This window comes from Psychrobacter sp. JB385 (genome assembly GCF_900163785.1).
Classification (GTDB): Bacteria; Pseudomonadota; Gammaproteobacteria; order Pseudomonadales; family Moraxellaceae; genus Psychrobacter.
Genome location: NZ_FUKN01000013.1, coordinates 26,651 through 47,093, shown reverse-complemented (window position 1 = coordinate 47,093; position 20,443 = coordinate 26,651). Strand labels below are relative to the sequence as shown.

General features: G+C 45.6%; 15 protein-coding genes. 1 reads left to right on the top strand and 14 read right to left on the bottom strand.

Translation table 11 applies throughout. The features are described from left to right. Positions 1-52: 52 nt before the first annotated feature. The 14 genes from CZ794_RS07520 to ndhC all read right to left on the bottom strand — a co-directional run bounded on the left by CZ794_RS07520 (position 53) and on the right by ndhC (position 17,557). Entirely contained in the window at positions 53-895 is an 843-nt protein-coding gene (locus CZ794_RS07520; protein ID WP_087041019.1) for a ferredoxin--NADP reductase, read from the bottom strand. Between the two features lie 315 nt (positions 896-1,210). Next, positions 1,211-2,689: an NADH-quinone oxidoreductase subunit N gene (locus CZ794_RS07515; protein WP_087041018.1), complete on the bottom strand. Its 1,479-nt coding sequence runs from the start codon at positions 2,687-2,689 to the stop codon at positions 1,211-1,213. Positions 2,690-2,692: 3 nt separating this feature from the next. Continuing rightward, positions 2,693-4,318 (bottom strand): NADH-quinone oxidoreductase subunit M, encoded by a 1,626-nt coding sequence (gene nuoM, locus CZ794_RS07510; RefSeq protein ID WP_087041017.1) that lies wholly within the window; start codon positions 4,316-4,318, stop codon positions 2,693-2,695. A 1-nt stretch (position 4,319) separates the two neighbouring features. Further along, entirely contained in the window at positions 4,320-6,194 is a 1,875-nt protein-coding gene (gene nuoL / locus CZ794_RS07505; protein WP_087041016.1) for an NADH-quinone oxidoreductase subunit L, read from the bottom strand. Positions 6,195-6,198: 4 nt separating this feature from the next. Next, a complete protein-coding gene (gene nuoK, locus CZ794_RS07500) occupies positions 6,199-6,507 on the bottom strand; it encodes an NADH-quinone oxidoreductase subunit NuoK (protein ID WP_087041640.1) in 309 nt (102 codons plus the stop codon). A gap of 98 nt (positions 6,508-6,605) precedes the next feature. Continuing rightward, a complete protein-coding gene (nuoJ, locus tag CZ794_RS07495) occupies positions 6,606-7,322 on the bottom strand; it encodes an NADH-quinone oxidoreductase subunit J (RefSeq protein WP_087041015.1) in 717 nt (238 codons plus the stop codon). After that, positions 7,319-7,867, bottom strand: a complete 549-nt coding sequence (gene nuoI, locus CZ794_RS07490; RefSeq protein WP_021813437.1) for an NADH-quinone oxidoreductase subunit NuoI — start codon at positions 7,865-7,867, stop codon at positions 7,319-7,321. The genes nuoJ and nuoI overlap by 4 nt, the downstream gene beginning before the upstream one ends. Before the next feature lie 55 nt (positions 7,868-7,922). Then, positions 7,923-8,915, bottom strand: coding sequence for an NADH-quinone oxidoreductase subunit NuoH (gene nuoH / locus CZ794_RS07485; RefSeq protein WP_179207286.1), 993 nt, complete (start codon positions 8,913-8,915; stop codon positions 7,923-7,925). A gap of 52 nt (positions 8,916-8,967) precedes the next feature. Further along, positions 8,968-12,054, bottom strand: coding sequence for an NADH-quinone oxidoreductase subunit NuoG (gene nuoG / locus CZ794_RS07480; RefSeq protein ID WP_087041013.1), 3,087 nt, complete (start codon positions 12,052-12,054; stop codon positions 8,968-8,970). A 10-nt stretch (positions 12,055-12,064) separates the two neighbouring features. Next, positions 12,065-13,489, bottom strand: a complete 1,425-nt coding sequence (nuoF, locus tag CZ794_RS07475) for an NADH-quinone oxidoreductase subunit NuoF (RefSeq protein ID WP_087041012.1) — start codon at positions 13,487-13,489, stop codon at positions 12,065-12,067. Then, entirely contained in the window at positions 13,486-13,995 is a 510-nt protein-coding gene (gene nuoE / locus CZ794_RS07470; RefSeq protein WP_087041011.1) for an NADH-quinone oxidoreductase subunit NuoE, read from the bottom strand. Before nuoE ends, nuoF begins: the two co-directional genes overlap by 4 nt. Positions 13,996-14,174: 179 nt before the next feature. Beyond that, a complete protein-coding gene (gene nuoC, locus CZ794_RS07465) occupies positions 14,175-15,950 on the bottom strand; it encodes an NADH-quinone oxidoreductase subunit C/D (protein WP_087041010.1) in 1,776 nt (591 codons plus the stop codon). A 131-nt stretch (positions 15,951-16,081) separates the two neighbouring features. Next, positions 16,082-16,750 (bottom strand): NADH-quinone oxidoreductase subunit B family protein, encoded by a 669-nt coding sequence (locus CZ794_RS07460; protein WP_087041009.1) that lies wholly within the window; start codon positions 16,748-16,750, stop codon positions 16,082-16,084. Between the two features lie 183 nt (positions 16,751-16,933). Continuing rightward, entirely contained in the window at positions 16,934-17,557 is a 624-nt protein-coding gene (ndhC, locus tag CZ794_RS07455) for an NADH-quinone oxidoreductase subunit A (protein WP_087041008.1), read from the bottom strand. Positions 17,558-18,378: 821 nt separating this feature from the next. Here ndhC and CZ794_RS07450 point away from each other — a divergent pair. Beyond that, positions 18,379-20,412: a UvrD-helicase domain-containing protein gene (locus CZ794_RS07450; RefSeq protein ID WP_087041007.1), complete on the top strand. Its 2,034-nt coding sequence runs from the start codon at positions 18,379-18,381 to the stop codon at positions 20,410-20,412. Positions 20,413-20,443: the final 31 nt, after the last annotated feature.

Genomic DNA, 20,443 nt, shown 5'->3' with positions numbered 1-20,443 from the left:
AAGTAACTTAAAAATGGTCGATATCAACCCTGTGCCTGCTCGCAACTGATACTTACCAATAGTTTTCTACCGCAATATTGCCCTCGCCGCGTCGATTCATAACCAGCCCCAACGATTTCAATGTCTCTTTGGTATCTTCTACCATATCTGGATTGCCACATAGCATGACGTGCGTACTATCGATGTTTAGCTCGATACCTGCTCGCGCCTGCAACGTACCCTCTAACAACAGCTTTGGTAACCGTTCTGTTAATGCGCCTTCGACAGACTCACGAGTGACAATAGGTATAAAAGTCAATGTCGCTGGGTTGTCTACCAACGAACCAAATTCTTCTTGCAAACGTTCAATTTTCTCCACATAAGCAAGCTCCTCCGTCGAGCGTGCGCTGTAGGCAAGTACAATGTGCTCGTAATCTTCCCATGTCTTTAAATCTTGCAGCATTGATAAGAAAGGGGCCAAACCTGTGCCAGTCGCTAATAGCCATAAATCTTTTGGCAACGGTTTTTGATAACGCGCTAAGGTTAGAAAACCAAAAGGCATTGTATTGAGTAGTAACTCATCGCCTACTTGTAAATGCTGGAGCTGCGAGGTAAACGCGCCATCAGGAATCACAATAGAGAAGAACTCTAATACTTCGTCAAAAGGCGACGACACTATCGAATAAGCACGAAAAATATCTTCGTTCAGTGCTGTATTAGCTGCCTCATCATGACCGTTATCAGCGACGGCGTTTTGCTGTTTATAGTACTGTAATTGGCTAGGATTCACGCCCAAACGTACAAACTGACCTGCGGTAAATTTAAAACTATCAGGGCGGCTCACCGTAAAGCTAAATAGATTTGGTGTCCATGTGGTTTTACTGAGCACGGTTACCTTTTGAATATTGTCACTCATAATAATGCTTCACTTACCTATAATTGGAATACTTTAAAATCGCGACGGTATTGCTGGTGTAAATTTTTTGCAGTCTCTGCTTGCGAAGAGACAGTAAACAAGAAAAACTGCATCAGCAATATGTGTTGTATGGATATTACCTTTCAATGACTATGATATTTATACTTATTGAATTTTTAGACGCCACAAACGAAAAGATGCGCCAAGCTTATCACAAAGCAGGCGCATCTTGGTTTTCTAACCGTAACAACCAACAAGCCACCGTATGCAGTGACTCATCTTGTCTCTATAAAAACAAATGACCAGACCTGACCACTACCAAATGCGCGCCAGACTTGCCCACTCAATCATGCTGTTAGGTAAAACACCGAAGAAAACAATAATCGCTGTTACCGCAATTACCATAATGCCGCCCATGCGAATACCCCATTGTCCAGACACGTCAAATTCAATAAACTGCTTAGGACGTTTGAACAACGTGAGCATCACGCGCAAATAATAGAACAAGCCGATGGCACTACCCAAAATAATCATCGCTGCTAAGAACCAATGCGTGCCTTGTACCGCAGACAATATCGCAAATAGCTTAGTAATAAAACCTGCTGTCAAAGGAATACCTGCCAACGATAACATCATAATCGTCATCACAGCGGTCAGGACAGGACGACGCCAAAACAGTCCTTGATAATGCGTCAACTCATCCGCTTCACCAGACAAGCGATACGGACTCGACATCAAGGTCACAACCCCAAAGGCACCAATAGATGTGAACGCATAAATTGCCATGTACATACTAGAGATACTATCAGCTGCTGCACCAATACTCACGATAACGATCAGCACATAACCCATATGGGCAATCGAAGAGTAACCAAGCAGGCGTTTGAGACTGGTTTGACGTATGGCTAATAAGTTACCCACCAAGATTGATAAGGTTGCCATGACCATCAGTAACATCTGTACCGAGGGCAATGCCAATAAAGACGTATCAATTAAGAAGCGAACCGCAAGTGCCATCATCGCCACTTTTGAGACTGACGCTAGGAAAGTCGCAATAGGTGCTGGTGCGCCTTCATAAACATCGGGCGTCCACATATGAAATGGCGCCGCTGACAGTTTAAAAGCTATACCGAACATCATCATTGCCGCACCAAGAATCAATAGTGGCGACTCAAATAGATTGGTCAGCATCATACTGATGGGCTTGAAAGCCAACGAGCCAACCTCTGCGTAAATAAAGGCCATGCCCATAAGCAACGTTGCCGATGCAGTTGCAGACAATACCAGATACTTCAACCCAGACTCAAGCGAGCGGCTACGCATATACGTATAAGCTAGCAATCCATAGAGCGGCACTGATAGCATCTCTAAACTCATAAAGAATGATGCCATGTGCTGAGCGCTTACCATGAGTAACGCACCAATCGTCGATAGCAACATGAGCAAATATAGTTCGTCTTTATTGTCTTTTAAATTGGCCAAATACGCATACGATAGCGTACAGCAGGCCAATGCACAGATAAAAATAACCACCATATTAAACTGAGCGAAGTTATCAATCACAAATAACTGCTCAGCGTTTGGCATGATATTGCCACTATTCACAATACCCAGCATTTGACCAATTAAGGTAAATAAGCCGATATTTAAACCAGCAACCGTGATTGCCGCAGTGACCATATGCGAGCGCTTGATTGCAATGGCAATCATAACTGCCAATACCGTAATGACTACGATAATAATTGGCGCGTAAGGCAACAATTCCATCAAATCATTCATTGTAATATTATTCATGACTTAACGTGCCTCCATTGCATCAAGCAACTGCGATGCATCTACCTGTGTTACTTGACTGTATACATACGCATTATTGATCCACTGCATCGCGTGACTCGACGTATCGAGGAACGGCTGCGGATAAAGTCCAAGCCATACCAGTCCAGCGGCCAATACCAGTAATAATGACAGCTCACGCTTACCCAAATCTTTAAGTCTACGCGTGGGTAACCCATGTGATTTGGTCTCTTCGAGCGCCAGTTCGGCAATATTGTTTGTTCCAAATAACGCACGGTGGATCAGTATCAGCGAGTACAATCCTGCCAATACCAAGCTAAACGTTGCAAATACCACGAACATCGGATATTGAGCAAACGAGCCAAATAAAATCATGAACTCACCGATGAAGTTACCTGTACCAGGGATACCCAGCAGCGCAGCACAGAAGAACATTAATATCGGTGCATAGTAACGGAACTGACCCCACATACCGCCCATCAAGGTCAAATCGCGAGTATGCAGACGCTCATATAACTGCCCCGCCATAATGAAGAGTGCCGCCGAGCTTAAGCCATGCGCCAGCATCTGAATCATCAGGCCTTGTAGGCTGAGTAGCGTACCAGCATAAATAGCCAATACCACAAAACCCATGTGCGAGATACTGGTATACGCCAGCAAACGCTTCATATCGGTTTGCATAAAGGCCAACCATGCGCCGTAAAAGATACCAATCGTACCCAACGTCATTGCAATCGGCGCAAACTCTTGAGATGCCACAGGAAATAACGGCAAAACAAATCGAATCAAACCATAAGCCGCAGTCTTAATCAAAACCCCTGCCAAATCCACCGAACCTGCTGTTGGTGCCTGCGCATGCGCGTCTGGCAACCAGCCATGGAACGGAATAATCGGCAACTTAACGGCAAAGCCAATAAAGAAACACAGCATGATTGGATATTCCCAGCCGCCAAGTGACGTACCGAGTAAATCATTATAGTTAAAGCTCACCACGCCTTTTTGTGCGTAGCTGATAATGACCAATATCAAAATACCAATCAGCATGATAAGACCAGAGGCTTGGGTATAGATAAAGAACTTGGTGGCCGCGTATTCTTTGGTTTTGCCAACCACATCATGACCCCAAATAGCGATCAAGAAATAGATAGGAACCAGCATCATCTCCCAAAAGAAGAAGAATAAGAACAAATCAATGGCTAAGAAAACACCAATGACGCCGCCCAGACTCCATAGCAAGTTCAGGTGGAAGAAGCCAACGCGACGTTGAATCTCATTCCATGAACAGGCCACAGCGGCAATACCTAGCAGACCTGTCAAGGCCACCATTAGTAGTGATAGACCATCTAGCGCCAAATGAAAGCTGATACCAAAGCTTGGAATCCAAGGCACACTAAATTCAGCCACCCAAGGCACGGCTGAATCTGGTGCAATGACTTGCTTGCTCATACCGCTAAAATTGCCGTACTGCCAGAGCATCAGTGATAGTGCAAAGGTCAATATCATACCGACCAACGCAATCCAGCGTGGCAGACGCTTATTAAATCGCTCAACCAACCAACACAGCAACCCTGCAATAAAAGGAATTGCGATTAATGCTGGTAGCATCCACGTTTGTTGTAACTCAATCATCTTATACCACCGTCATCATTACCAGCACGAGCAATACAGCCATACCCAAGCCAAAGCTTGTTGCATAACCTCGAAGTGACCCTGTTTGCGTCGCAGACAATATCTTATTACCTGCTGAAGCCAGCTTGGGTAATACATACCACGTTTTATCAATAGGGTCGGCTTTAAATAAGCGGCCGATGAATAAAAAGGGTTTTACAAAAATTAGATCATATAACGCATCAAAGCCTAGACCGTGATAGCACCAGTGATATAGCGCCCCGCCTATACGTGACCGTTTAAAGCTGGTTAGCATACGACCTTTATTGACCACATAAAGCAGCGCAGCGATAATCAAACCAGCTGCCATCGCACCCATCGCAATATACTCTGCGGTATGCTTAGCGTGATCTTGTCCTGCCACTTCCAATAGATGACCAACGCTCTCTGGTAATACCCCATTTAATGGCGGCGTGATCCACGCACCAACAGCGGTAGACAATACAAGTAATACCGTCAAAGGCAACCAATAAGACACCCCTGATAGCTTATGCGCATGGGTTTTTTCTTCGCCAAAGAATATGATCCAAATCATACGGAAGGTATAAATTGCCGTTAAGAACGCGCCGAACACACCCATGTAGAACAAGACAAGATGACCTGTGGCATAAGTCTCCCAAAGAATCGCTTCTTTAGAATAAAAACCAACGGTAACCCAAGGTATCGCAGCGAGCGCACCACCACCGACGATATAGCACCAAAATACCAATGGTATCTTTTTACGCAAACCGCCCATCTTAAAAATGTCTTGCTCATGATGTACCGAAAGAATGACCGCACCTGATGATAAGAATAGTAAGGCTTTAAAGAAAGCATGTGTCATCAAATGGAAGATCGCACCTTGCCATGCCCCTACGCCAAGCGCTAAGAACATATATCCAATCTGACTCATGGTTGAATACGCAAGGATACGTTTGATGTCTGTTTGCGCGAGTGCACAGAATCCAGCAACGACCAACGTCAAGGCACCACCACCACCAACCCAATACAATAAAATACCTGGCGTCAGCTCAAACAATGGGTGTAGACGAGCAATTAGATATACCCCTGCTGTCACCATCGTCGCGGCGTGAATCAGTGCTGATACGGGCGTCGGTCCTGCCATTGCATCGGCAAGCCATGTATGTAGTGGCAACTGGGCTGATTTACCCATTGCACCACCGACTAGCATCATAGTAGTTAACATCATGATTGGATTATTGATGTCAAAAACTTCTGGCGCGCGCGTGATAATGTCTTGGATATTGAGCGTACCAAACTCGCGGAACAATAAAAATAAACCAAAGGCTAAGAATACGTCACCCACACGCGTGACCGTAAAGGCTTTTATCGCCGCACGACCATTGGCTCTATCATGATAATAGTAACCGATGAGCAAGTACGAGCAGATACCCACACCCTCCCAGCCAAGATAAAGTAAGAACAAATTATCTGCCAATACCAGCAATAACATGCTGGCCACGAACAAATTCATATAGCTAAAGAAACGCGCAAAGCCAGTATCACCTTTCATGTACCAAGCAGCAAATAAATGGATTAAAAAGCCAATGCCAGTAATAACACCTGTCATGGTCAATGCCAAGCCATCAAAGCTCAGTCCAAAACTTGGCGCAAAATCGCCCACTTGGAACCATGTCCATAGCGGTATCTCTATAACCGTGCCGGCAGGACTCGTGGTCAAAAAGGTATAACTGACCACCAGTGTGCACAATGCCGATAGCAGCATGCTACCAACACCGACAATCGCTGCTACCTGCTCCGTTAACTTGTCGCGCATAAAGGCTAAAATCAAAAAGCCAACGAGCGGGAATATAAAGGTTAATGGTAATAAACTCATGACATCATCCTTTCATCTCATTGGCGCTATCGACATCTAGATGCCCACGCTTATGATAAAACCGCAATAATATTGCCAAACCAATGGCGGCCTCTGCTGCTGCCAATGTCAAAATAAAGATAAACATAATTTGTCCATCAGGATCGACCCAGCGACTACCTGCTATGACAAATGCCAGTGCTGCGGCATTCATCATGATCTCAAGGCTCATTAACATAAATAAGAAATTACGCCGTACCATGACACCGCACAAACCAATGGCAAATAAAATACCTGCCAAAATCAATCCATGGCTCATCGGTATCATTCCCAACAAGTTTTGTGCCTCAGCAGCAGGCTGTACTAAACCTGCCACTTCATGGGCAAACGGCACATTCGATACGTCTTGTGCCACGCTCGCTGCTAGTACCATCAGTCTGACTCCTTGCGCGTGACTCGTTTCATATCCACGACTCTTTTTGCACCCACGTAGTCACGTGGATCAACATCTTTATATTCATAAGTTTTTGCTGCGTCGTCTTCTACATGAGAGCCATTGTGATTGTAGGATTTCATCAAGTCAGCATTTGAATGCAGTTTTTGGCTGTCATGACTGACAATCTCGTCATCATTGGCTTCTTTGCCCAAATGATAAGCGGCTACTAAAGCTGCCAACAGTAATAAAGCTGCTACTTCTATTAGCATCACATATTTGGTAAATAACACAGTGCCAACGGCTTTGGCAGATACAGTGGTACCACCAATCATAGCCGTACCGTCATCATTAAGACCGATCAGTGCATAAAGAATCACAGCAATTATGATGGTCAAACCTGTCGGTATCGCCCAAGTGCCCGCATCGAGCCAACGTTCTTCGCGCTCGTCATTACTCATACCCAAATTGAGCATCATGATAACGAAGACAAACAGCACCATAATGGCACCAGCATAGACGACAATCTCAAGCGCACCCGCAAATGGCGCACCCAGTACAAAAAATATCCCCGCGATGGCTAGCAACGACACAATCATCGATAAGATAGCATGCACTGGATTGGCCTGAGTCACGACGCGCAGACTGGCAAATATCGCCACTGCTGCAAGTGAATAAAACCCAGCCAGTTCAGGATGGTTCAAAATATTCATCATGGCAGCAAGCTCCTTAGATCAATCGGTGCCGCTTCATTTTGCGCGGCGCCTTTTGGTTTGTCCGCTACCGCCATACCCGTCACACGATAATAGTTATAATCAGGATATTTACCCGGTCCTGAAATAAGCAAATGCTCTTTTTCATAGACCAAATCTTGGCGCTTATATTCACCCAATTCAAAATCTGGGGTCATTTGAATGGCTGTCGTTGGACAGGCTTCTTCACACAATCCGCAAAATATGCAGCGCGAAAAGTTAATCCGAAAAAACTCTGGATACCAGCGTCCATCGTCACGCTCGGCTTTTTGTAATGAGATACACCCGACCGGACAGGCCACCGCACACAAATTACAAGCCACACAGCGCTCGTCTCCATCAGGATCACGCGTGAGCACAATGCGTCCACGAAAACGCGGCGGTACCGGTACCGGCTCTTCAGGATAAAGAATGGTGTCACGCGGTCTGAGCGCATGACTGTTGACCATCCACATGCTGCGGACAATGGTAAAAATACCAATGACGGTCTTTTTTATGGTAGTAAACATGGGATTATTATCCTTATCAGCTTTACCCTAGTTCATCAGTGATGGCTAGTGACGATTACAACGTTGGGGAAAAGATCAAAATGACTGCAGCAGTGATTAATAGATTAATCAGCGTTACTGGCAGACATACTTTCCAGCCAAAATTCATCACTTGATCATAACGCGGACGCATGAGTGAGCCTCGAGCCAAAATAAACATGGTCATAAAAAACAGCGTTTTAATCATGAACCAAAAAGCTGGTGGAATAAATGGAATATCTAAATTAAAAGGTGCAAGCCAACCACCAAAGAACAAGCAAGTCATCAAGGCAGAAATCAAGACAACGTTGACATACTCGCCAATGAAGAACATACCGAACTTCATGCCAGAATATTCAACATGATAACCTTCAGCCAGTTCTTGCTCTGCTTCTGGTTGGTCAAATGGATGTCTGTGCGTCACTGCCACACCAGCGACCACAAAAGTCAAAAAGCCAAAAAACTGCGGAATGATGTACCAGCCATCAATTTGTGATTCAACAATGGCACGCAAGTTAAATGAGCCTGTTAGCGCAACAACGCCCATCAGCGATAAACCCAAAAACACTTCATAACTGATCGTTTGTGCCGCTGAGCGCAAACCACCAAGTAACGAGAATTTGTTGGCAGAGGCCCAACCACCGAACATCACCGCATAAACCGCGATACCTGCCATGGCAAAGAAGAATAAAATACCAATATCCCAATCAACCACACCTAGCGTTGGCGAGATAGGAATAATGGCAAACGAGGCCAGTGCCGTGAACATCGCGACCGCAGGTGCCAAAGTGAACATAAACTTATCGGTAAAGTTTGGCGTCCAGTCTTCTTTAAAGAAGATTTTGAGCATATCCGCAACTAACTGCAACGAACCAAAAGGTCCAACGCGGTTTGGACCATAACGATCTTGCCATAAGGCGAGCATGCGGCGCTCATAAACAATCATCATCGCGGCAACCAATACCACGACCAAAAAGATGACTAATGATTGACCCACCAAAAACAGAATAGACCAAGTATCAAAGCTCATACTACTGGCCAAAAAGCTTGGCACATCAGGGATAATACGGGTAACTTGCATATTACACCTCCTGTGTGGTGGTCGGCGCTGTGTTCATTTGCGCAGTGTCACTATCGTTAATCATGTCATTATCGTTCGTCATATCTTCAGCCATACTACCCATCATAGTCACTGGTGCATCTACTTTACGTACTGACGCTGGCATTGATGGGTGAATGATACCCACCTGCCCGACTGGATAACCGATACAACCTTCTGCCAAATAACCAACAAGCTGTACTGGTAGAGTGATTTGTTGATTATCGATTTCAATCGCTAGATAATCACCAGCAGCAATATTCCAGTCTCTGGCATCATCAAGACCGATCCGCCATGCAGCTACTGGTAATTGCTCGGCGACGATTGGGCTACGTGATGCCATTATTGAGCTGGCATAAATATTGTAGATAGGGACCAGCTTGGCTTGGCCTTGCTGCATATTCGTTGTGCTTGTAGACATGGCTTCAGGTGCCACATACTGACGAGTGGCTAGACGTTCTAATCGATCGAACAGGCGCACACCTGGATCACCATTTCTTAGATGACCACCCACTTTGTCTTGATATTTGTTCCATGCTTGCGGTGAGTTCCAACCTGCCGCATTGGCAAACGGAATCATCGAGCTTGGGGTTTGTTTGCCGCTATAACCTTCCATCGAGAAAGTTAAACCTGTGTCTAAATCTTTTGGCTGCATTGGCTCATGGACGGATATCGGTGCGCGCATGGCAGTACGGCCTGAATAGCGCCGCGGTTGACGGGCAATTTTAAGACCAGTAATGCGGTAATCCGCCTCTGGTGCGGCGCCTTTGATACCTGCAAGCTTAGGATGCGTGGCAATCAACGCATTGATCACATCGTCTAGCTGCGTCCAATCGACCTCTCTGCCTTCTAAGCTGCTATGCACCGCATGCAGCCAGCGCCAGCCTTCTTTGATACTGCTCATTGGGTGATAGTAATTATTATCATAAACTTGGAAGAAACGCTGAGCACGACCTTCAGCTGATATCAATGTACCGTCTGCCTCTGCAAAGCTTGCCGCTGGTAATACGATGTCGACAGCTTTGTGCCAATCAAGCAATTGATGGTCAAGCGCAATCACGGTTTTATCCGTCAATAGCTGTGTTAATTTACTAGCATCAATCGCATCGGTCAGCTGGTTTTCAGCGACGATGACAACCTCAAAGTCACTTGCTAGCAGCTCTTCGACTGATTGACCGCCAAGCATACAAACGCCCATGCTATTGGCATCAGGAACCGTTAGATAAATACCTGCTTGTGCTTGATACTGTTTGTTTACTTCTTTTAACTCAAGGTTTTCTGCTGGCTCACGCTCGACATCATCCTGCGCTTCTGTATTTACGCCCGTTTCAGGTTTGTTCGGCTTGGCAGATAAATCTTGGTCTTCTTCAGGTTGGTCATTAGCCGCTTTTGCTTGAGCTGCTTGTACTTTGGCATTATGTGCCTCAACCTGCTGCTGCTCTGTCGCTTGAATGGCGGCACGTTTTTGGGTCAATGCTTGTGTGATTTGTGCAGCGGCTTCTATTAAGGTAATAGACGACAGACCCGTGCCTGAGATGACTAGCGGCTTATCAGCTTGAATCAAGTCATAAGCGATTTGCTGAGCAAGCGCTTGCATACCATCAACATCCCCACTGGCATCAGTATTTTGTGGGTCTACTATGTCTGCTAAATCATCAGCGAAGCTTGCAATCTCATCAGCGACTTTAAAACCAAGTTTGGTAATATCTTCAGGCGTTGCTACCACACTCACTTTACTGATATCTTCGAGCTTGGTTTGAGTGACATCAATGACATAAACGGGGCTGAGCGCATCTTGGGCAATACGCTTAACTGGTTCAGCAAGCCACGGCTGCGTTTGCAACGCCGCTGCCATTTTCAAGCCTTCATTTTTTGCGGCTTGACGTACTGACAGCGCGACTCTTGATGATGTTTGCGTGATATCTTCACCCAATACGAGCACCGCGTCATGCGTTTCGATATCGGTCATACTTGGGTTATAGATACCATCAGTGCTAAGTACTTCGATACATTTACTGACCAAAGCTTGCTGCTGATGGTTCAGACCAGTTGAAAAGTTATTAAAGCCAACTAAGTTCTTTAGGGCAAAGTTGGTTTCTAGGCTGGCACGTGGTGAGCCAATACCGATGACTTTTTTATCCTTGATACGCTTAATGGTTTCATCAAGTGCATAGTCGATATTGATTTTGACATGCTTGTCATTGATACGCTCAAGCGCTTGGGTTGGGCGATCCGCGCGGTTGACATAGCCGTAACCAAAGCGTCCACGGTCACATAAGAAATAACGGTTTACTTCGCCGTTATAACGGTTCTCAATACGGCGCAATTCACCATAACGCTCACCTGGTGAGGTATTACAGCCCGCCGAGCAGCCATGACAAATGCTAGGGGCATACTGCATATCCCATTTACGGTTATAGCGCTCAGAATGTGTTTTATCAGTAAACACGCCTGTTGGACACACTTCCGTCAAGTTACCTGAAAATTCGCTTTCAAACTGACCATCGGTATCACGGCCAAAGTAAACACGATTGTTTGAGCCATAAACGCCCAAATCTTCGCCGCCCGCATAGTCTTTGTAAAAACGTACACAGCGATAGCAAGCGATGCAGCGGTTCATCTCATGCGCGATGAATGGACCAAGCTCTTGGTTGTGGTGCGTGCGCTTGGTAAAGCGATAGCGACGACGGCTATGACCTGACATATAGGTCATGTCTTGCAAGTGACAATGTCCACCTTCTTCACAAGTTGGACAGTCATGCGGATGGTTGGTCATAAGTAGCTCAACCATCGACTTGCGGAATGCTTTGGCTTCATCGTCAGTCACAGAGATGTACATATCATCGCCAGGAGCGACCATACATGACATGACTAGGCGACCGCGACCCGCTTCCATATCGTCTTTATTCTGGAATTGCTTGACCGCGCACTGACGGCACGAGCCTACTGAGCCAAGCGCTGGATGATAACAAAAATACGGCACATCAATGCCGAGTGATAAGCAGGCTTGTAGCAAGTTATCTGCGCTATCTACTTCGACAGTGGTTCCATCAATATGTATGACTGCCATGCCGCTCTCCTTATTTCACTACTGGCTGTTGGTTGGCTGCAGCATCAATAACATCGACACCAACCGCCTGCGCGATTTTTTGATCAAACTCTGGACGGAAATATTTAATCGCACTCATTAGTGGTTCCATCGCACCTGGGGCATGCGCACAGAATGTTTTACCAATCCATAAATCACGCGTCAGGCCTTCTAGTTTTTCTACATCGCCCACTTGCCCTTCACCATCATTTATGGCGGTAAGTAGTTTAACGCCCCACGGTAAGCCATCACGGCATGGTGTACACCAACCGCACGACTCGCGTTGAAAGAAAATCTCAAGGTTGCGCAATAATGGCACCATGTCTTGTGATTCATCAACGACCATAATCAGACCAGTACCCATACGGCTACCCGCTTCTTGAATTGGGTCAAAGTCTACGACTACGTCTAGATGATCAGCGGTCAAAAAGTCTGTCGATGCGCCGCCTGGCAGCCATGCTTTCAGCGTTTTCCCGTCTTTCATGCCGCCCGCTAAATCCTCAATGATTTCGCGCGCCGTATAGCCAAACGGTAATTCCCACAGGCCTGGATCGTTGACCAGTCCTGAGCAGCCGAATAGTTTGGTGCCTGGTGTTTTGCTTTTGCCTTTGATTTCAGACAACGACTGATACCATTCAACGCCGTGATTCAAAATCGCTGGCATATTACACAAAGTCTCAACGTTGTTAACCACCGTTGGACGACCCCATGCGCCAGAGATTTGTGGAAACGGTGGCTTAGTACGTGGGTTAGCACGGCGACCTTCTAGACAGTTAATCAATGCGGTTTCTTCACCGCAGATATAACGTCCAGCACCGGTATGTACATGTAAATTAAAGCTAAAATCTGAGCCTAAAATATTATCGCCCATGAGATTGTTGGCCAAGCATTCTTCGATAGCCGTCACCAAACGCTGCGCTGCCAAAATATACTCACCACGGATAAAGATGTAGCCGTCAGTTGCTCCAATCGCATGAGCGGTAATCAGCATCCCTTCGATCAGCTGAAACGGTAAACGCTCCATCAATAAGCGATCTTTAAACGTACCCGGCTCCATTTCATCAGCATTACAGATAAGATAACGCGGCAAACCATCTGGCGGCGACATGAATGACCATTTGAGACCTGCGTTAAAGCCTGCACCACCACGACCTCGGACATTGGCCGCTTTAATCATATTGCCGACGTCTTTAGGCGACTTAGATAGCGCTTCTTTTAGACCCGTAAAGCCTTTTAAAGATTCATAAGTAGATAAATCAAGCACGGCGTCATGATGCGCCAAACGCCAAGTCAATGGCTTGGTTTCGCTAGTGGCTGTCGCTTTATCACCATAGATTGGAACACGCTGTGCATTTAGCTGGCTTGGCGCTTGGCCTTGACCGCGACGAGCAATCTGCTCTGAAATCGTTAAACTCATGCGTATAGCTCCAATAATTGCGCGACCTCAGATGGCTGGACAGGGCCGTAAGTGTCTTCATCAATCAGTACTGCAGGGCCTTTATCACAATTGCCCAAGCAGCAAATTGGCAACAGCGTAAAGCGTCCATCAGTTGTGGTCTGACCATACTCAATACCCAGCTGCGATCTGAGCTCAGCTGATAGCGCTTCATAACCTGTCAAATAACAAGCCACAGAATCACAAATGAGAATCACATGACGACCAACAGGCTGACGATAGATACGGTTAAAGAACGTCGCAACCCCATCCATATCTGACATCGGAATATCTAGGATATTGGCAATGGCGTTTGCTTGCGCATCATTGACCCAGCCGTTACGCTTCTGCACGATTTTTAGGGCATCCAGTGAGGCGGCACGCGCTTGCGGATAATGATGCATAAACTCGTGAATGGCAGCGATTTCCTCAGTGGTAAGGATGCTTTCCACATCTACTTTTGGCATTTTGTCGGAAACAATTTTCATAATCTTCTGTCTTTCCTCACTCATCCTGCTCTATCACTAGGCAATATCAGTCTGATTGCAACTGGGTTATATCGACAAGTGACAGCATTTTGGTGTGCCATCAGGCAATAATATATTGATGAACAACTACTTTTGACGCGGCGGCTTTAACCTTAATAACTGTGACAACAATCACAACCTTAACGATCGCAATCCGCCATCACAATATCGATCGATGCTAGGTACATAATGGCATCAGAAACCAGCGAGCCATTGATGACCGATGGCATCTGTTGTAAATGTGCAAATGTCGGCGTACGAATACGGGTACGATAGCTCATCGTGGCCTTGTCTGAGGTAATGTAATAACTGTTCAGACCTTTGGTTGCCTCTACAATCGTCGTACACTCACCCGCTGGCATCACAGGACCCCAAGATACTGAGATAAAGTGATTAATCAGCGTCTCAATATCATTTAATGTACGGTCTTTTGGCGGTGGTACGGCCAGCGGATGATCCGCTTTATAAGGGCCTTGTGGCATATTGTCCATGCATTGACGGATAATACGTAGTGACTGACGCATCTCTTCGACTTTTACCATACAACGATCATAGGCATCACCGTTGTAACCAACCGGTATTTCAAAATCGTAATTCTCATAGCCCATATACGGACGCGCTTTACGTAAATCAAAATCCACACCTGTTGCACGCAGACCTGCACCGGTCACACCCCAAGCCAATGCTTGCTTGGCATTGTACTGAGCAATACCTTGGGTACGGCCTTTTAATACACTATTTTGTAGAGCGGCTTTGACATACTCATCCAGACGCTTTGGCATCCAATCTAGGAACTCACGAACCAATCGCTGCCAACCGCGTGGCAAGTCAGCTGCCGTACCGCCAATGCGGAACCATGCTGGATGCATACGATAGCCTGTCACAGCCTCGATAACGTCATAGGCTTTTTGGCGATCGGTAAACATATAGAATACAGGGGTCATACCGCCTGCATCCTGAATGAACGTACCGACATACAGTAAGTTATTAGTGATTCGGAAAAACTCGCTCATCATCACGCGGATGGTTTCAGCACGTGGGGGCACGGTAATACCTGCCAGCTTTTCGACTGACATGATATATGGCAGCTCATTCATTACGCCGCCAAGATAATCAATACGGTCGGTATAAGGAATAAATGAATGCCATGTTTGACGCTCAGCCATCTTTTCGGCGCCGCGATGGTGATAGCCGATATCAGGAATACAATCGACGACTTCTTCACCATCTAGCTGTAGCACTAAACGGAAGGCTCCATGAGCAGAGGGATGGTTAGGACCGATGTTCAAGAACATAAAGTCTTCATCACGACCTGAGCGCTTCATGCCCCACTCTTCTGGGACAAAACGCAAGTTTTCTTGCTCGTATTGCTGCTTGGCGGTGTTCAAGAAGTACGGGGTAAATTCCGTCGCACGCGCATGATACTCTTTACGCAGTGGATGACCTTCCCAATATTTTGGTAATAAAATACGGGTCAAATGCGGATGACCTGTAAAGACGATACCAAACATATCCCACACTTCGCGCTCGTACCAGTTGGCATTGGGCCAAATCTGGGTGGCGCTTGGCACATTGAGGTCGTCTTCGCTCAGCGCGACCTTGATACGCACATCACTATTGCGCTCAAGCGACATCAAATGATAAAACACCGTAAAGTCACTGTCAGGCAACCCTGCGCGATGCTGGCGCAGGCGCTCATCTATCGCTGATAAATCAAACAGCATGACGTAAGGTTTAGGAAGCTTGCGCAAGAATAAAAGCACATCGAGCAAGTCAGCACGAGCCACCCAAACTGTTGGAATCTCATCCACAGTGTGCTGTATCACAAACTTGCCAGCATACTTCTGCGTAAGCTCTGTGATGACTGCTGGGACGGGCTTAATCTTAGGATCTATGTTTTCGACTACCGTGACCATGAATGACGTATTCCTTCATTAATCATAACTAAACTATGTCAACCATAACTGAGCTATGTTAATCATAACCGAACTATGATAAGCGCATAAAATATTGAAGTTATTGCTGTGAATCTAAATGCTATCTAAACTTAGATGCTATCTGGACTACGCAAGTTTTTGACTGCGATACGATCTGCTTGCTTACGGTCACGTTCAGGCGTCATTTGCGGCTGATAGACACCCTGCTCATTGACATGGATACCTAACGGACGACGCTCTTTGGTGATAGATTCTTGCAATAACATCAAGCCTTGAATCAACGCTTCTGGACGCGGGGGGCAGCCTGGTACATACACATCGACAGGGATGATTTTATCCACGCCTTGTACAACAGAGTAGATATCATACATACCGCCTGAGTTGGCACAGGCACCCATCGAAATCACCCATTTTGGCTCAAGCATTTGCTCATAAAGACGCTGTATAACAGGGGCCATTTTGACAAAACAAGTACCAGCCACGATCATGACGTCTGCCTGACGGGGCGAGGCGCGAATGACTTCTGCCCCGAAGCGGGATAAATCGTGCACGGCCGTTAAGGTAGTGGCATATTCGACATAGCAGCAAGAGGTACCAAAGTTAAATGGCCAAAGTGAGTGCTTGCGTCCCCAGTTTGCTGTCGAATGAACGAGGTCTTCTAGACGACCCATAAAGACGTTTTTATTGACTTCGTCTTCGATAGGATCATTGACCGTTTGGCTGGTCTGTGCAGGATAGACATCTGCATCAGGGTTGGCTTTTGTTAATGTGTATTTCATAACATACAACCTTTTTATTAGGCCTAGCGTGACAATCTTCTTGTCATCACCACTGCCTTAACTTCTATTATGAATAAATGGTCATCAATACAAATGTAGTATACAAACAGAATTTTGTGATCATACCCTCACCGTCCATCTGTCCAAGCTATCGAAAGCTTAGACAAAGGCAGGCAAAAGTAGTTAGCGTCCAACGTGATCTTGGGGCAAAGACGACACAAAATCCACGGACGTAACATTACCTGTGGTATTAATATGATCGATGTTTTGTAGGTGACGACGATTGGTCTCAATATTGTTTGAGACATTAATCTGTCCAGAGGACTGTGCTGGTATCTTGCCTGTCGGATCAACCACCAGCTCATCAACACCATCAAAGCCTGTGATGTCTGCCAAATTGAAGCCAGCAGGCGCGGCATATAGACGTGCTTTTTTGCGACGCTTATCAGCAGGTGCCCAGTTCATCGCCCCCAAACTCAGCTCGTATATCAAACCGATGATTAGGATGGTAATAAACACAGCAGCGGCGGCAAAGCCAAGCCAGCCAGCTTCTCGTACTGAAACGGCATAAGCATAGAGATAGAGAGCTTCTAGATCGAAAATCACAAAGAAAATCGCCACCAAATAGAATTTGGCAGACAAACGAATACGGGCGTTGCCAGCTCCGACAACACCCGCTTCAAATATCTCTTCTTTTTGTGAGCCCTGAGAACGACCGCCAAGTAAGCGCGGAACGACCAGCATAAAGACAACTAACCCAATGGCGGCTAGAATAAAAGCAACTGCTGACCAATTAAAAGCAGACATGATAATACGTGCTCCTCACCCAATAGCGTGTTAAACCAAGCGCAAGAATCGACCCATTCAAGGTCGTCTGGCGACAGGCTTAACGCAGACGAAAACACAAAGCGACTGTCATTGAGCCACTGCATTTAAGTAACTATTTTAGGTACTGTGCTGGTAATAACCAATTATCAAGCTTATCAACGACGGTGTCAGACATGACCAACTAAACATATTCCGGTACGCACGCGGATAAATGGCTGGTCGCCTAACGCATCTCATAACAACGTAAGATCAACGTATTAAATCAATATCATATCCGATAGTTTATTTAATTGATTTAATAGCTCATTACACGTGGTTAATAATGACGTGACAACTGGCATAAATTATTTACGTACTATACGCATTTTGGCGCTTAAAAGCTAGTTTTTAACTGTATTGAACGGTCACTTTATATGCAAAAAAACTGTATTTTTTTGCATATAAATTATGATATAGACGTTACCTTATATTAACCCCAAATCCATGCATTTGACTTATCACTCACATTACCCTTTCATAAGACCTTGATCTGTCATCCAATCTGCTAATATCAGCACGCAACTGATGCCCTAAAGATGTGGTTTTTGCTTTATAATAGCCCACCTAAATTCAATATCTTATGACAATAAAAATATCACTGAGCACAAAATTAACTTGCTTTTACTATAAGATTTTTTATTAAAAATACCGTTCCAATGTCAATTTTGATGAGATATACGATATTTCACGATATTTATTGATACATTTTGAACCAGCACTCTCCGCTTTATTCTTTTCGTTTTTGTCTTACAGGTCACGTTATGAGTCAACTGAATCCCAAACAACAAGAAGCCATGCTCTACGTCTCCGGTCCATTGCTGGTACTAGCAGGAGCAGGCTCTGGTAAGACGTCTGTTATTACACGCAAAATTGCCTATCTCATCGAAGAATGTAACATGCCAGCTGAGCGCATCACAGCGGTGACTTTTACCAATAAAGCGGCGCGTGAGATGAAGGCTCGTGTCAGTAAATTGTTGCCAAGCGAAAAAATGCGCGGTCTGACGGTGTCTACCTTTCACCAGTTTGGTCTTCAGTTCTTACGTTATGAGCTGATTCATACTCCGCTAAAGGGTAACTTTTCTATCATGGACAGTGATGATAGTAAACGCCTCTTGATGGAGCTGATGATGCGTGACAATTTGAGTGGCGCTGAAAGTCGTGAGCTGGTTGGAAAAGCCATCAAGATGATTTCTGATTGGAAAAACGATCTGATTGAGCCAGATAAGGCGATGGAAACGTTAGACGACCCAGAAGATATGATTTTTGCGACGCTCTATGCCTTATATGAGCGTAACCTGCGCGCTTATAATGCGGTCGATTTTGATGACTTGATTGTATTACCGACCAAAATCCTACGAGAAAACAGAGAGCTGCGAGACAAATGGCAAAACCGTATCCGCTATCTGCTGGTCGATGAGTATCAAGATACCAATACGGCTCAGTATGAAATGATTAAATACTTGGTTGGGCCACAAGGTCGGTTTACCGTGGTAGGTGATGATGATCAATCTATCTATGCATGGCGCGGTGCCAAACCTGAAAATATGGCATTGCTAAAAGAAGATTTCCCTAAACTAAAAATTGTCATGCTTGAGCAAAATTATCGTTCTACCACGCGTATTTTGACTTCCGCCAATGCCGTTATTCTCAACAACGAGCATTTATTTGAAAAGAAGCTATGGTCCGATAAAGGACAAGGCGAAAAGATCCGCATCATTAACTGCCGTAATGATGATGATGAATCTGAGCGCGTCGCCAAAGAAATCGTTACGCATAAACTGCGCTTTGGCAATGAGTGGGAGCAATATGCCGTACTCTACCGCAGTAATTTTCAAGCGCGTATGCTAGAGGCGCAATTGCGTCAACTCCAAGTGCCTTATAAATTATCGGGTGGTCAGTCGTTCTTTGCCCGTAGTGAAATCAAAGACATCATGGGTTACTTGCGCCTGATATTGAATCCTGAAGACGACAGTGCGTTTTTGCGTATTATTAATACACCCAAGCGCGGTATGGGACCGGCAACGCTAGAAAAGCTTGGCTTATTTGCACAAGAGCATAGTATCTCGCTATTGGCCTCTTGCACTCATGCGGGCTTGGCTCATGTGTTGCCGTCAAAAGCGTATGGCACGATCAAAGAGTTTGGTGAGTTTATCGAGCACTATACGCGTGAGCTGGATCAACACCCTGACCCCGTCCCTATCGTCCGTCAAATGATTGATGAGACAGGTTACATCGATTTTGTCCGTAGCGATGCCAAAACCCCGCAGCAAGAAAAAAATCGCATTGATAATATCGATATGCTATACACCAGTATTCAGTCGCTCATCAATCGTGCTGAAGAGGACGAAGATCGGACGATTGACACCATCATTCGCAAACTGGTGTTGCTGGATATGCTAGAGCAGCAGCAAGAAGAAGAAAATACCAATAAAGTCAATCTAATGACGCTGCATGCGGCAAAAGGTCTGGAGTTTGATTACGTCTATATCATGGGACTTGAAGAAGAGATGCTGCCACATCGCAACTCTATCTTGAGCGAGACGATCGAAGAAGAACGCCGTCTCATGTATGTGGGTATCACCCGAGCGCGCCGCGAATTAACTTTGACTTTAGCCACTCAGCGCCGAGCTGGTGGTCAGATGCGCGTCACCTCAGAGTCACGCTTCTTAGAGGAGCTGCCAGAAGATCATATCGACTGGCCTGCCAAAGCCAAAAAGAAACAAGCGACCAAAGATCCAGCAAAAGTCGCAGATGAATACTTGGCCAATATTCGAGCACTACTTGGCAAACGCTAGTAAAAGCGGTATCGAGCACTCACTACTTAAT